Origin of the sequence: Neptunomonas antarctica, from assembly GCF_001305295.1 — a bacterium.
GTDB classification, from domain to species: Bacteria; Pseudomonadota; Gammaproteobacteria; order Pseudomonadales; family Balneatricaceae; genus Neptunomonas; species Neptunomonas antarctica.
Window position 1 is genome coordinate 41,433 of the sequence record NZ_LJSI01000050.1, and the last position, 14,374, is coordinate 55,806.

The 14,374-nt window shown below is 46.2% G+C and carries 13 protein-coding genes; 11 read left to right on the forward strand and 2 right to left on the reverse strand.

What is annotated here, in order from left to right:
• Nucleotides 1–9: 9 nt before the first annotated feature.
• The 3 genes from Nant_RS13015 to Nant_RS13025 all read left to right on the forward strand — a co-directional run bounded on the left by Nant_RS13015 (nucleotide 10) and on the right by Nant_RS13025 (nucleotide 4,508).
• A complete protein-coding gene (locus Nant_RS13015; protein WP_054342100.1) occupies nucleotides 10–1,374 on the forward strand; it encodes a glutamine synthetase family protein in 1,365 nt (454 codons plus the stop codon).
• A 78-nt stretch (nucleotides 1,375–1,452) separates the two neighbouring features.
• Entirely contained in the window at nucleotides 1,453–2,844 is a 1,392-nt protein-coding gene (locus Nant_RS13020; protein WP_054342101.1) for an aldehyde dehydrogenase family protein, read from the forward strand.
• 29 nt (nucleotides 2,845–2,873) lie between these two features.
• Nucleotides 2,874–4,508, forward strand: a complete 1,635-nt coding sequence (locus Nant_RS13025; RefSeq protein ID WP_054342102.1) for a GMC family oxidoreductase — start codon at nucleotides 2,874–2,876, stop codon at nucleotides 4,506–4,508.
• 373 nt (nucleotides 4,509–4,881) lie between these two features.
• On the opposite strand, the gene Nant_RS21835 is transcribed toward Nant_RS13025, so the two are convergent.
• Nucleotides 4,882–5,013 (reverse strand): hypothetical protein, encoded by a 132-nt coding sequence (locus Nant_RS21835; RefSeq protein ID WP_274378334.1) that lies wholly within the window; start codon nucleotides 5,011–5,013, stop codon nucleotides 4,882–4,884.
• A gap of 286 nt (nucleotides 5,014–5,299) precedes the next feature.
• Here Nant_RS21835 and Nant_RS13030 point away from each other — a divergent pair, with 286 nt between their 5' ends.
• From Nant_RS13030 to Nant_RS13060, 7 genes are all read left to right on the forward strand, one after another.
• Nucleotides 5,300–6,643: an ABC1 kinase family protein gene (locus tag Nant_RS13030; protein WP_054342103.1), complete on the forward strand. Its 1,344-nt coding sequence runs from the start codon at nucleotides 5,300–5,302 to the stop codon at nucleotides 6,641–6,643.
• Nucleotides 6,644–7,303: 660 nt separating this feature from the next.
• On the forward strand, nucleotides 7,304–7,837 hold the full coding sequence (locus Nant_RS13035; protein WP_202905013.1) for a CDP-alcohol phosphatidyltransferase family protein: 534 nt from the start codon (nucleotides 7,304–7,306) through the stop codon (nucleotides 7,835–7,837).
• A 3-nt stretch (nucleotides 7,838–7,840) separates the two neighbouring features.
• Nucleotides 7,841–9,667: a bifunctional alpha/beta hydrolase/class I SAM-dependent methyltransferase gene (locus Nant_RS13040; RefSeq protein WP_202905014.1), complete on the forward strand. Its 1,827-nt coding sequence runs from the start codon at nucleotides 7,841–7,843 to the stop codon at nucleotides 9,665–9,667.
• 59 nt (nucleotides 9,668–9,726) lie between these two features.
• Nucleotides 9,727–11,073 (forward strand): phosphatase PAP2/dual specificity phosphatase family protein, encoded by a 1,347-nt coding sequence (locus tag Nant_RS13045; protein WP_202905015.1) that lies wholly within the window; start codon nucleotides 9,727–9,729, stop codon nucleotides 11,071–11,073.
• Nucleotides 11,074–11,123: 50 nt separating this feature from the next.
• Nucleotides 11,124–11,591, forward strand: coding sequence for a hypothetical protein (locus Nant_RS13050; protein WP_054342105.1), 468 nt, complete (start codon nucleotides 11,124–11,126; stop codon nucleotides 11,589–11,591).
• A 57-nt stretch (nucleotides 11,592–11,648) separates the two neighbouring features.
• On the forward strand, nucleotides 11,649–12,584 hold the full coding sequence (locus Nant_RS13055) for a phosphatidate cytidylyltransferase (protein ID WP_054342106.1): 936 nt from the start codon (nucleotides 11,649–11,651) through the stop codon (nucleotides 12,582–12,584).
• A gap of 14 nt (nucleotides 12,585–12,598) precedes the next feature.
• Complete coding sequence (locus Nant_RS13060; protein WP_238377139.1) at nucleotides 12,599–13,246, forward strand: lysophospholipid acyltransferase family protein; 648 nt, start codon at nucleotides 12,599–12,601, stop codon at nucleotides 13,244–13,246.
• Between the two features lie 134 nt (nucleotides 13,247–13,380).
• Here Nant_RS13060 and Nant_RS21925 read toward each other — a convergent pair whose 3' ends face one another.
• Complete coding sequence (locus tag Nant_RS21925) at nucleotides 13,381–13,575, reverse strand: fatty acid cis/trans isomerase (RefSeq protein ID WP_420798930.1); 195 nt, start codon at nucleotides 13,573–13,575, stop codon at nucleotides 13,381–13,383.
• Between the two features lie 158 nt (nucleotides 13,576–13,733).
• Here Nant_RS21925 and Nant_RS13065 point away from each other — a divergent pair, with 158 nt between their 5' ends.
• Nucleotides 13,734–14,315: a PIN domain-containing protein gene (locus Nant_RS13065; protein WP_054342108.1), complete on the forward strand. Its 582-nt coding sequence runs from the start codon at nucleotides 13,734–13,736 to the stop codon at nucleotides 14,313–14,315.
• Nucleotides 14,316–14,374: the final 59 nt, after the last annotated feature.

Consider the following 14,374-nt stretch of genomic DNA (forward strand, 5'->3'; position numbering starts at 1 on the left):
GGAAACCTGATGAACGCTATGCTGACACTGGACGACTTAAAAGAAGAATTTACGGCAGGCAGTATCGATACGGTATTGGTCTGTATGGTTGATATGCAAGGTCGTTTGATGGGAAAGCGTTTCCATGCTGATTACTTTATCAATCACGCCGTAGAAGAAACGCATTCCTGTAATTATCTGCTTGCCACCGATTTAGAGATGGAAACGGTTGAAGGCTATAAGTCTACGGGCTGGGAAGCCGGTTATGGCGACTATGTGATGAAACCGGACATGAGCACGCTACGTAGGGTGCCTTGGTTAGAAGGCACGGCATTAGTGCTATGTGATGTATTGGATCATGATCACAACCCCATTCCGCATTCTCCACGTGCCATTCTTCGTAAGCAGATTGATCGCTTAACCGCGTTAGGCATTCAGCCGATGATGGCGACCGAATTGGAGTTTTTCCTGTTTGATCAGACCTTTGCTGAGGCTTGTCAGTCCGGCTATCGTGATTTGAAGTTAGCCAGTGCCTACAACGAGGATTACAACATCTTCCAAACCACCAAGGAAGAGGGTGTTATTCGCGCTATACGAAATGGCATTTACGGTGCGGGTATCACCGTCGAGTGTTCTAAAGGTGAAGCATCTGCAGGGCAGGAAGAGATCAACGTTAAATACGATAAAGCCCTGACAACCGCAGATCAGCACTCCATTGTTAAGAATGCCTGTAAAGAGATCGCGTGGGCTAATGGAAAATCTGTGACCTTTATGGCTAAGTGGCACAGCGATGCATCGGGTAGTTCATCGCATGTGCATCAGTCTATGTGGAGCGCGGCGGGCAAGCCGTTATTTTTGGATGAAAGCCGGCCTCATGGCATGTCTGAACTTATGTGCCACTATCTGGCCGGATTGTTGGCGCACGCCGATGATGTGACTTGTTTATTAGCACCTTATATAAACTCCTATAAGCGCTTCCAGGAAGGTACGTTTGCACCCACAAAAGCGGTATGGAGTCTGGATAACCGCACAGCAGGTTTCCGTTTATGTGGCGAAGGGACTAAAGCGATCCGTATTGAGTGCCGCATCGGTGGGGCTGATCTTAATCCTTACCTTGCACTGGCGGGTCAGTTAGCGGCGGGGATGGCCGGTATCGAGCAGAAATTAGAACTGGAACCGGAATTTGTCGGTGATGCTTATGCCAGTGAACATGCGCGCCGGGTACCCGATACGTTACGTGTGGCGGTTGAGAAAATGGATCAATCAACGATGCTGCGTGAAGCCTTTGGCGACGATGTGGTTGATCATTATGTGCATGCCGCACGCTGGGAACAGAAACAACATGATAAGTGTGTTACGGACTGGGAAACGGCGCGCGGTTTCGAGCGTTCTTAGCTTTTGAAAATCCGTTCAAACCCTTTTAAGGCCGTTAAAATTTTTAAACACTTTTATGAATGAATTGAGTAATAAGCTATGAGTAACATCCAATCTATTTCACCGGTCGATGGCAGTATTTATGCTGAACGTCCGGTCGCCAATGCTGAGCAGGTTGCCGCATTGTTTGCCCGCAGCAAAACCGCTCAATTCCAGTGGGCTCAACTGAGTGTTGCGCAGCGCTGCCAGTATTGTACCGCGGCAGTCGATGCGCTGGTCGCGATGAAAGCGCGTATCGCTGAAGAGCTGGCGTGGCAGATGGGCCGCCCAATCAGCCAAGGTGCTGGCGAAGTCGGGGGTTTAGAAGAGCGCGCCCGTCACATGATTTCTATCGCAGAGGCCTCGCTACAAGCGCTGAATCCGGGCGACAGGCCGGGCTTCGTACGTAAAATAAGCCATGAGCCGCTGGGTGTGATCATGACTATCGCGCCGTGGAATTTTCCGTTTATGACTGCGATCAATTCTGTTATTCCGGCCTTGCTGGCGGGCAATGCTGTGGTGCTAAAGCATGCATCTAACACCTTGTTGGTTGCAGAACGCATGCAGGATGCCTTTGATCAGGCCGGGCTGCCCGAAGGCGTGTTCCAGCATATCGTGCTGGATCACCCCACCACCAGTGAGTTAATTGGCTCAGGCAATGTCGACATGGTGTGCTTTACTGGCTCCGTTGGCGGCGGAAAAGCGATGGAACAGGCGGCAGCGGGGCAGTTTATCCCTCTGGGTCTGGAGTTAGGCGGCAAAGATCCTGCGTATGTCCGGGCTGATTGTAACTTGCCTTATGCGATTGAAAATTTAGCCGATGGCGCTTTTTTCAACAGTGGGCAGTCATGTTGCAGTATCGAGCGCATCTATGTTCACGAGAGTATTCATGATGAGTTTGTCGCGGGTTTAGCCGCCGCCGGGCAGGCATATGTGTTGGGAAATCCTTTAGAGACGACGACGAATCTTGGCCCTATGATTAAGCCGGCTGCCGCTGATTTTGTGCGTAAGCAAGTAGCGGATGCGGTGGCGGCGGGTGCGAAAATCCACGTCGATACCAGCAAATTCCCTCTGGATCAGCCGGGGTCCGCATATATGGCCCCGCAAGTACTGACCGATGTAACGCATGAGATGTCTATCATGATGGATGAAAGCTTCGGCCCTGTGGTTGGCGTGATTAAAGTATCCAGCGATGATGAAGCCATTGCCCTGATGAACGATTCGGATTTTGGTTTAACGGCAGGTATCTGGACGGAAGATCTGGCCGCTGCTGAGCGAATCGGGTCGCAATTGGAAGCGGGCACGGTCTTTATGAACCGTTGTGATTATCTGGATCCGGCATTAGCCTGGACCGGTGTTAAAGATACCGGACGCGGCTGCACTCTGTCGGCGATGGGCTTTGCTGCACTGACCCGCCCGAAAAGCTTTAACTTTAAAACCTCCACCCATTAATAAGTGCGCTGATGCGAGGAAGGTAAGCAATGAAATCCTATGATTACATCATTGTTGGCGCCGGTTCTGCCGGTTGTGTCGTCGCTAATCGACTCAGCGCTGATCCAGCCGTCAGCGTCTGTTTGATTGAAGCAGGCGGCGGCGGTAAAAGCCCATTAGTATCGATTCCGGCCGGTATTTTTGGTCTCTACGGGAATAAAAAGTATGACTACACGTTTGAAGGGGTACCGCAGCGTCATCTGAATAACCGCACCATGATGGTCAACCGTGGCAAAGCCTTAGGCGGTTCGAGCGCCATTAACAGCATGGTGTATATCCGCGGTAATAAGAATGATTACGACGGCTGGGCCAAACTCGGTTGCCAGGGCTGGTCATATGCAGACGTGCTGCCGCTTTTTAAACAGATGGAAGCTAACCAGAACGGCCAGAGTGCTGACTATCACGGTTTTAACGGCGAGCTAAGCGTTACTAAACCACAGGACCCGAATCCAGTGGATCAGGTTTTCGTCAAAGCGGGTAAGGCTGCAGGCTTACCGGAAAATACCGACTTCAATGCAGCCACGCAGTTTGGCCTGGGCATTTATGATGTGAAGCAACACCGGGGCGAACGGGTCAGCAGCTACACCGCGTTTGTAAAGCCGGTATTATCACGACCTAACCTGACGCTGATGACCTATACCGAAGTGGTGTCGTTGCAGATACAGGGCGATACGGTCACCGGGCTGGAGGTTGAGGTAAACGGGAACGCCCAGCAATGGCGATGTAACAAAGAAGTGATTCTGTGTGCCGGGACGATTCTTTCACCACGCCTCTTACTGGCTTCCGGTATTGGTGATCAGACCGCGTTAAGCGCACTGGGCATTGAGTGCAAACAGCATGTGCCCGGTGTCGGCGAGAATCTGCAAGATCATGTTGATAGCATGGTGACAGTTCGCTCATCTACATCCGACTCCATTGGTATTTCACTCGGTACAATATTGCCGCACATTATCCCTGCGCCGTTTAAATATTGGTTGGCACGCAAAGGCTGGTGGACGACTAATTATGTAGAAGCGGGGGGCTTTGCAAAAACTAAACTGGCTGAAGCCGCCGAACCCGGTTCGGCCGATGCCGATCCGGACGTGCAGTTTCACTTAACGCCGTTGTACCGTAGCCCTCGCGGTAAAAAGTTTGAGCTGGGCCATGGTTACTCGGTGTTTACCTGTGTACTGCGTCCGCGCAGTGCCGGCACGGTGAAGCTCTCCAATGATGGCACACGCCGCAATGTACTGATCGACCATAACTTTTTTGCCGATGAACGGGATCAAAAAGTGCTGATAGAAGGGCTGAAAAAAGCCCGTGAAATTCTGGCAGCGCCAGAGTTTGATCCCCTGCGGGGTGAAGAGATGGCACCGGGTAAGCATATCCAAACGGATGAACAAATCCTCGACTATCTGATAAACACAACGACAACGGTTTATCATCCTGTCGGCACCTGCAAAATGGGTATTGACGAGATGGCTGTTGTCGATCCGGCAACACTCAAAGTGAAAGGTATGCAGAATCTGCGAGTGATGGATGCCTCGGTCATGCCGACTTTAATCAGTGGGAATACATCAGCCCCCTCAATGATGATCGCAGAAAAGGGCTCGCAAATGATACTGGCAGAGCCGTCTGTTAAGTAGCTGACAAGTTGGTCTAAAGTAAGCCTCCATTACAGAGTAATGGAGGCTTTTTTGTATAGAAAATTCTTACTCATGCAGCGACTATCAGCTCTTGTGAAATACCTTGTTCAGTGGCCCCTTCCCCCTTAACAAGGAAATAATAGTGATAACTTATTGATCTTTAAGGTAAGTGGTTTATGCTCCTCAACAATGGAATGGATAATAGTAAGAGCATGGAGGCTTCGTTTGTCGATCGACGCTACCCTTGTTCTCTCTTCAAGTTATTGATTTATAAGTCTATGTTCTGCGAGCCTTATTGCTTGTCTCCTTATTAAGGGGGCCAAAGAGTTATAAAGCCCAATACCAACATTCGGACGCCATGCACCCGAACACATTACATAGTCATACCGACAGAACCAATACCTTTGTTTTCGTCATCATTAGTAAAATTTTTAACGCCAACAGCAAGGCCTTGACCAAAGACCCAGGTGACACCGACACCTAAGCCTGCGTCAGTTTGTGACATCGGAGGCCAGTCCGGTCAGATTGTTACCGACAAATCAGAGCGTTATCGGGTAGATCAACTATATTATTAAGCATTTATGCCGTGCTTTATGATCTTTTTACGCTTAGTAGACGTAAAAATATCAAATACATACTCAGATTTAATAGATCTGTAAAAATTGATCCCATTACACTTTTCAGTTGTTGTAAGGCAGTAAAAATTTCACTTAAAAGCCACACTATAAACCTGACAGCCATAAGTCCAGGGTGCAGGAGTTCATTATCAAAAACTTGAACGGGACACTAGCATGAGCACTAAAGATAACGCGCGCGTTCCTACGGGGCGTATTTCACGGTTTGCGAAGTTAGGCTCACTCATGACGGGCGTCGCAGGGGGGATGATTGCTGAAGGTGCGCGTCAGCTTGCCAAAGGAAACCGCCCTAAAGCCAGTGAATTATTACTGACGCCGTCGAATGCAAAACGCGTCGCAGATCAGCTCTCACAATTACGTGGCGCCGCGATGAAAGTAGGGCAGTTACTGTCAATGGATTCGGGTGATCTGTTACCGCCTGAACTTACCGAGATACTGTCGCGCTTACGTTCTGACGCTAAACCTATGCCTTTTAGCCAGGTTACTAAAGTGCTGCAGGATAATTGGGGCGAAGGCTGGAATGATCAGTTTCAACAGTTTTCTTTTGAAGCAACAGCGGCGGCGTCGATAGGTCAGGTACATTCAGCGCATACCAAAGATGGGCGACATTTAGCGCTTAAAATTCAATATCCCGGGATTCGTCAGAGCATTTCCAGTGATGTCGATAATGTCGCGACCTTACTGCGGGTATCTGGTCTCATCCCTAAAGAAATTAACTATAAGCCGCTCCTCGAAGAAGCCAAGCAGCAACTGCATGCCGAAGCTGATTATGAGCAAGAGGCTAACTGGTTACGTCGATATAAGGAACTGTTGTCGGATAGGCCCGAATTTTTATTGCCTGACGTTTATGATGAGTTTAGTACGCAGAATATACTGGCCATGTCCTTTGTTGCCGGTGTCCCTGTTGAAACTATTGGAGGTCATAACGCTCATGACAAAACACAACCGCCAGTCTCTCAGGATGAACGTGATCGGGTTATGAGCTTATTGATGGAATTGCTGTTTCGCGAAATTTTCGAATTCAGAATAATTCAAACAGATCCCAACTTTGCCAACTATCATTACGATAGCCACACAGGAAAAATAATCCTGCTGGATTTTGGCGCCACACGTGAATACCCCCTCAAAATAACGGAGGCTTATCGTGCCCTTATGCAGGGTGCCATAGAAAACGATCGGGCAAGTATTAATGACGCGGCCGCACAGATTGGTTTTTTTCAGGAAAACATTCAGCCTGAGCAACGCGAAGCCGTGATTGACCTGTTCGTACAAGCCTGTGAGCCATTAACCCATGATGGACTTTATGATTTTGCTCAATCTAATCTTGCAAAACGCATCAGCGAAACAGGGATGGCGCTTAGTATGGACAAAGGTTATTGGCATACGCCACCGGCAGACGCCATATTCCTGCATCGCAAATTAGGCGGCTTTTATCTGTTAGCGGCCAAATTAAAAGCCAGAGTCGATATGCGGGCATTGTTTTTACCCTATATGAAGTGATTAATAGAAAGAATTACGTGAGATCAGATGAGAAATCAAGTCGGGTCAGAAGAAACATGCCGGAAATAATATAAGTAAGTTTCATCTGATCCCATGCTTATTAGTAGAAATAGTGTTTGTTGTAAGTTCGAATGTAGTTTTGGCATTTACAGTCAATCCATAGGCATACTAGGGTGTGATGAAGAATAAAGAGCGCGGGTAATATTCAAGTCCTGCTCTAAATATCGCCTTGGCCTTACCAACGATGAAGGCTGGTATCAAGGTAAGTGTTTTATTGGCGTGATTGTACATTTGAATATGAAGCTGATGACTATGATTTTCAGAGAGTCAGCAGTTAACAAGGCCAGTCAGACGGGCTGTCGGATTAATCCCACAGCCCGTAGCCTTCGAACTGTCAATCAGCTAAAATCTGGAAAAATTACTTTACCCCGCAGGATGCCCAAAGTTTAAAGAACTTGTATTTTCCCCTTCATAGATTTTCTAGAACATAAGCATTAATAATCACTGTCTTGTTTTTCGTTTGTATGAAAAATAAGGCTTAATATAATTTACTGATCCGAGATGTTTATCTTGTCTATATATCAATTAAAGTCCGGCTTTCAAAACTGTTTACGCCCGAGTGTGAAGTGGCTTTATGCTCATGGGGTAACGGCTAACCAAGTGACAGTAATCGCATTGGTGATATCGGTGATGTTAGGGGCATTTTTATCGTTACCCGGCATTGATCCGCTTTGGTTTTTGTTGCTGCCTGTGTGGATGTTTTTGCGTATGGCATTTAATGCCATCGATGGTATGTTGGCGCGTGAATTTAAGCAGCAATCTGCGCTCGGTGCTTATCTCAATGAGTTGTCTGATGTGATCGCAGATGCTGCCCTGTTGCTGCCTTTTGCGTTGTTATTGGGTGTGGAGTCGAGTTTGGTTTTCGGGGTTGTTTTTCTGGCGGCATTGAGTGAATTTACGGGTGTGCTAGGGCTTATGGTCGGGGCATCCCGGCGTTATGACGGGCCTATGGGGAAAAGCGATCGCGCCTTTGTATTTGGTTTGATCGCTATACTTTGGGCGTTCAATGGTATTACCTCTTTTTGGTTTAATGCCGCTTTAGTTATCACCCTATTGTTACTACTCGTCACTATCATCAATCGGATTCGATGCGGTTTAGCCGAGCCTGCAACTAACGCACATAAGCAAGGATAGTTTATGCAATCATCCATGAAAGGACCATCAGATCTCACTGCAACCGATAGACTTGTCGATTCGGTGGACAGTGAAGTGCCATTCGACTCTATCTTGAGTTTTACCACCCATGATGGTGTTGAACTCAAGTATCGCCATTGGCCCGCTAAAAAGCCGGTATCCGGCATTAAGAAAAGTATTGTGATGTTCCATCGAGGCCACGAACATAGCGCGCGTATGGCGCATTTAGTGGATGAACTAGAACTCGATGAATGTGATTTCTTTGCATGGGATGCCCGAGGACACGGCAATTCTCCGGGGGTGAGGGGAAGTAGTCCGAGTTTTGGAACCAGCGTGCGCGATGTTCAGACTTTTTTTGATCATTTGGCTGTGCAGCATAATGTTGATGTTGAGCACACGGTGGTGTTGGCTCAAAGTGTCGGAGCCGTGCTGGCATCGACGTGGGTACATGATTACGCGCCGAATATCCGTGCTTTAGTGTTAGCCTCTCCCGCTTTTAGTATTAAGTTATATGTGCCTTTCGCTATTCCTGGCCTGCGCATATTAAGGAAGTTAAAAGGTAATTTCTTTGTTAATAGCTATGTTAAAGCTAATTTATTAACCCATGATCCTGAGCGTATTTCATCATTTGAAAATGATCCTCTCATCGCTCGCGCTATTTCGGTCGACATGTTACTTGGGCTGCATGATGCCGCTAAAAGAGTAGTTGCCGATGCCGCTTCTATCACTGTGCCAACGCAGTTATTTATTTCAGGTTCCGATTGGGTCGTGCGGAGTAAGCCCCAACAGCAGTTCTATGAGCGTTTGGGATCCGACTGTAAAGAGCAACATATTTTGCCGGGTTTCTATCATGACACATTAGGCGAACTGGCGAGGGCTGAGACATTATCGCGCATTCAACGCTTCGTTAGACGCTCTTTTGCGCAGGTTCATTACAGCAAAGTGTTACTTGATGCCGATAAGGTAGGCTATTTTTGTGCTGAAGCCGAATCGCTCGCATCGCCGCTTCCGGAAAAATCCCTGCAAGCGCGTTATTGGTCTTTTTATCGCGCCTCACTTGTATTTAGCAGCCGTTTTTCTGCGGGTGTTAAATTAGGCATTGATACGGGGTTTGATTCTGGGAGTACCTTAGATTATGTCTATCGTAACAAACCAACGGGCACCAATAAATTCGGGGAGTTTATAGATAAAAACTATTTAAATTCGGTCGGTTGGAAAGGTATTCGTCAACGCAGAATGAACCTGGAAGAGTTGCTGTGCATCGTTATGGATAAGCTACAAGCACAGAATCGTGATGTGAAGTTGGTAGATATTGCGGCAGGCCACGGGCGTTATATTTTATCTGCTATCGAACAAGCCAACGTTAAGCCTACGTCTGTATTGTTGCGTGACTACAGTGATATTAACGTTAGAGATGGCAATAACCTTATTAAAGAGAAGGGCCTTGCTGACATAGTGCAATTTGTTAAAGGCGATGCTTTTGATAAAGCCGATTTGGCTGCATTGAATCCTAAACCAAATCTAGCTGTTGTTTCCGGGTTATATGAGCTGTTTAGTGACAATAGCATGGTATCAGCATCATTAGCGGGGCTATCCCAAAGCATGGAAGCAGGAGGGTATTTAATTTACACCGGGCAACCCTGGCATCCGCAGTTAGCCCTGATTGCGCGTGCGCTCACAAGCCACCGTGAAGGAGAGGCTTGGGTGATGCGTCGCCGTAGCCAAGCAGAAATGGATCAACTAGTTGCTGCTGCCGGATTTAAAAAGCTTGAACAACGCATTGATGAAATGGGTATTTTTAGCGTATCAATCGCGCAGAAAGTAGCTTAAAAAGGATGTTTCAATGGACTTTTTCATCTTATAAATCTGTTTTATGGCTAAGAAGTTTGATGTGGCTGGCTTTATTAGCGCCCCTCTTTTTTCTGAGTTATAACCTGTCTAATCAGTATGCAGCCAGTTTGCCAGACGTTGGTAGCGTGGTGTTTGGATGGGAAAGTGCCATTCCATTAGTGCCATGGACCATTATTCCTTACTGGTCTATTGATTTGCTCTACGGTTTAGCCTTTTTATTGCCATGTGAACGTAGGCATATTGATACTTTGGGTTGGCGACTGCTTACGGCCCAAATTGTTTGCATTGCATGCTTCTTCCTTTGGCCGTTGCGTTTTAGTGTTGAACGTCCCGAACTAGACGGTTTATTTGGCTCGATGTTTGACCTCTTAATGGGCTTTGATAAGCCGTTTAATCAAGCACCCTCCTTGCATATCACTTTATTAGTGGTGCTCTGGGCTTGTTATGCTGTGCACTTAAAGGGCGCTTGGCGCTGGTTGATGCACGGTTGGTTTGCATTAATAGGGTTGTCGGTATTAACCACATGGCAGCATCACTTTATTGATCTTCCTGCCGGTATTTTAGCGGGGTATTTTTGTTTGTGGTGTTGCCCAATGAAAAGCCTGAACTCTGTCCCGCAGCGTGGAAAGAACATCTCTCGAATAGTGCGTCGACGGCGTTGGATATTGGCTTGTTATTACGCGCTGGCGAGTCTTATTTTGGGAATTATTCTTAGCATCGGTGCGGCCGGTTTTCCTGGTATAGCGCTGCTGCTGATTTGGCCTTGTATTACGCTAATGCTGGTTGCTATTAATTATGCTTTTTGGGGTGCTCAGGGGTTTCAGAAGCAACCATCGGGGCGCCTCAGTATTGCTGCCACTATATTATTTGCTCCCTATTTATTGGGGGCCTGGATTAATACTAAGTATTGGACAAAAGGGCAATCCCCTGCAGATGAAGTAGTTGCCGGTGTCTGGCTTGGGCGTATTCCAGATGCAAGGGAAGCAAAGCGATACGCGGGATTAATGGACATGTGTGCCGAACTGCCCGTCACAGTGGCTGATGGTTGCGATTACCGTTATTTGCCAGTGCTCGATTTAACGCCGTTGACTCCTGAGCAATGTTGGCAAGCGGCACGCATTATTGATGGCCTTGTTAACGCGGATAGCCAGCCGATTTTAGTATTTTGTGCATTAGGTTATTCACGCAGTAGTGTGGCATTGATGGCGTGGCTATTACTGACTGAGCAGGCAAAAAATCCTGAGCATGCGAAGTTGATAATTGAACATGCTCGGCCACAAGTAGTGATTAAACCATACCATTTGGAGATGCTTAATGAGATGGTGTTCCTTCCCGAATTTTATGATTATCAGTTGCTTCAAAGAGTGACTGAAAAGCGTGGCTAAATAGGGCCGCTAAATGCGAAATCTACAATGCTGAATCGTAAGGAAAATGGATGAGCCAGCAAATGAGTGTGTTACTCCAGGTCAGCTTATTAAAGTGTGGAGTTGCTATTGATAGAACATCGCTTGGCTTTACATTATTAAGTATCGTCATGTCATTCTTGCAGCGCAGTCTATTAATTAATACGTTTCAAATGATCGCTTTTGGCATCATAGTACTCGTCGGTATTATGCAAAAATATTACGCAATCCGAGTAAGTATAGATGCTGAAATATTTGCTCAATTAGTGCCGCTGATTACCGCCAGGCGGGAAGTGAAAGCCGGTGAAATTGAGAGTGAACTTCAAGATCTCGATAGTGCAATGCTACATTTAGGGTTAATCAAAGCGAATGAAGGAACTCGGTCATTGCGAGACCGGTGTCAGGGAGCATTCAGGCTATTTAAGGGTCAGGTTGCATGCCTGTCGATACAAGGTGTGTTATTGCTCGGTATCTTATTGGTGAACGTGTTTAGCGTATGATATTCGCCCCGGCTGGGTGTCGATTATATTTATTTTACTAAGGAAGTGATTTGTTCAATGTTTTTTAATATTCCCCAATATTCATTTTATACGATGGCGACAGTTGTCGGCTTACTCGTTTTAGCGACCGTAGTCAGGCTGTATTTAAAGAATAAATATCCAGCAACAGATTACACAGAGCTGCGGCAAAGAATTCAGTCATGGTGGGTCATGATTGGGCTCCTGTTCGTGGTGCTGACGGTGAGTAAAACAGCGGCAGTTGTTTTTTTTGGTTTTTTAAGTTTTTTGGCGCTCAAAGAGTTTCTCTCGATTGTGCCGACGCGCTTAACTGACCGAAAGGTTATTTTCTGGGCGTATTTGTCCATACCTTTTCAATATTATTGGGTGAGTGCTGGCTGGTACGGGATGTTTATCATCTTTATACCCGTGTACGTTTTTCTTTTCCTGCCCATGTGTATGGTACTGAAGGGGGATACAAAAGGCTTTATCCGATCGGCGGGTATTATCCATTGGGCAACCATGCTCACTGTGTTTAGTATCAGTCATATTGCCTTTTTACTCATGCTGCCTGTTAAAAATGAACTGGCAGGCTTTGTCGGACCTGTACTGTTTTTACTGTTTATGACGCAGTTTAATGATGTCTGCCAGTATGTATGGGGCAAGCTGTTAGGTAAGCATAAAATTATTCCTAAAGTTAGTCCCAATAAAACATGGGAAGGCTTTCTTGGCGGACTAGTCACTATCACGATTTGTGCGGGTCTCGTGGCGCCACTATTGACGCCCTTAAGCAACCTACAAGGCCTGATGGCGGGAGCCCTGATTGGCGCCAGTGGTTTTATCGGAGATGTGGTGATTTCATCAGTTAAGCGTGATCTGGATATAAAAGACAGTGGCAATTTTATACCTGGGCATGGTGGCATATTGGATCGACTCGATAGCCTGACCTACACTGCTCCGCTGTTTTTCCATTTTTTGTATTACACGTACTATTAATCATGAATCGAGTTATGAAAATTTTGTTTTTTGCCCTGATTGTTAAGCCGGTTGTGTTGATTGTGCTTGGAATCAACTTGAGAAATCGAGAAAAGCTCCCGATGTCAGGGCCTGCCATCATAGTCGCCAACCATAACAGCCACTTAGATACATTAGTATTAATGAGTTTATACCCATTATCAATGATTCATAAAGTAAGGCCGGTGGCAGCTGCCGACTACTTTTTGGGGAATGGAGGCTTTCTGGCATGGTTGTCACTTGTCTGTATTGGCATTATCGGGATGGATAGAAGCGGTAAATCTGGCAAAGAAGGTTTATTTAAGGGTTGTCACCAAGCACTAGATAATAATGACATTCTGATATTGTTCCCCGAGGGTAGCCGTGGGAAGCCTGAAGAGATGAGTGCGTTAAAAAAGGGTGTGTATTTTATCGTTAAAGATCGTCCCCATATCCCGGTAACGCCAGTTATGATGCATGGCTTAGGCCGCTCGTTACCCAAAGGCGAAGTGTTGTTAGTGCCGTTTAACTGTGATGTTGTGGTGGGAAACAGCGTACCCGTAACAGATAATTCATCGTCCTACGTGGACGCTATATCTGAGCAATTTAAGCAGTTGTCCCAGTATTGCTTAACTAAAAGCGATACAGCGGAGGAAAGCCTTTAAAAGGGCATTTTTTAAGAAGTCTGATAATAAATTTAACGCCACATCATCATAGATACCGTCTGGGCTGCGTGTTACCAATTCCCATAACGGTTCATGTCATAGATGCCAGCTTCTAGTGGTCTGGTTGCTTGTAATTAATCTTTGAAACTATGGAATACATTCCAGAATTGCAGATTCATAGGACCTAAGCTCCAGCGTTGGATAAATTGTTTGAAGGATTTTTCGGAATTTATGGCACGGAATGACGTCACAAAACTACGTAGCTCTGCTAAGTTCATTTGTAGGATCCAATTAGGGTAACTTCCTATAGGGGCGGGCATAATGGTCAAACTGTCGAGTTCTTCTTAATAGCGTAATGACTCACCCAGTAACCTTGCATCGCTGGGCGGACCATATATGACCCCTTATCTGTTACATGTGCGCGCTGTATCATGTTACAGCAGGGCTTTGCTGCGTTCCCTTATATAAATTACAAGGAGGTTTCACAATGAAGTGGGCATTTATCGATTATGAAAACACCGGATGTTTGAGTAAAGTCGATCTTTCGATTTACAGTAAAGTCGTTCTGTTTGTTGGAGCAAAACAGCCGAAAATCGACCTCGGAGACAAAAAATACGATTCACCGATAGAGCTGGTTCTGATTCAACTGAAAGCGACCCAGTCCAATAATCTGGACTTTCATCTTTCCTATTACCTTGGGAAATATGACGGCGATGCTCCCGTCGGGGTTAGCTTTGATATTATCAGCAACGACAAAGGTTTTTCTCCCCTCATCGCTCACATCAAGATAAACGGCAGAGCGTGTAAGCAAGTGGAAGTGACGGTTGCTCTCAGCGCAAAGGGTAAGCAAGTAAAAGTAGCTTCGGTTCCCACCCCAAAGAGCAAACTAATATCATTTATAACCTCTACGTCAAAAGACAAGCGTCCTAAAAAAATCATTAGCCTTCGAAATCACATTGCTGCACATATGGGTGTCAAAGGAAATGAAGTCGCAATACAAAATTATGTCAATCAATTAGTTAATGAGAAAATCATCAAGGTCTCAGGTGATAGTGTTGAGTACAAATGATGCATTACTTCTGCTTTAGCCCTCGTTATAACTGGGATGATTACCATAGGGGTCATATA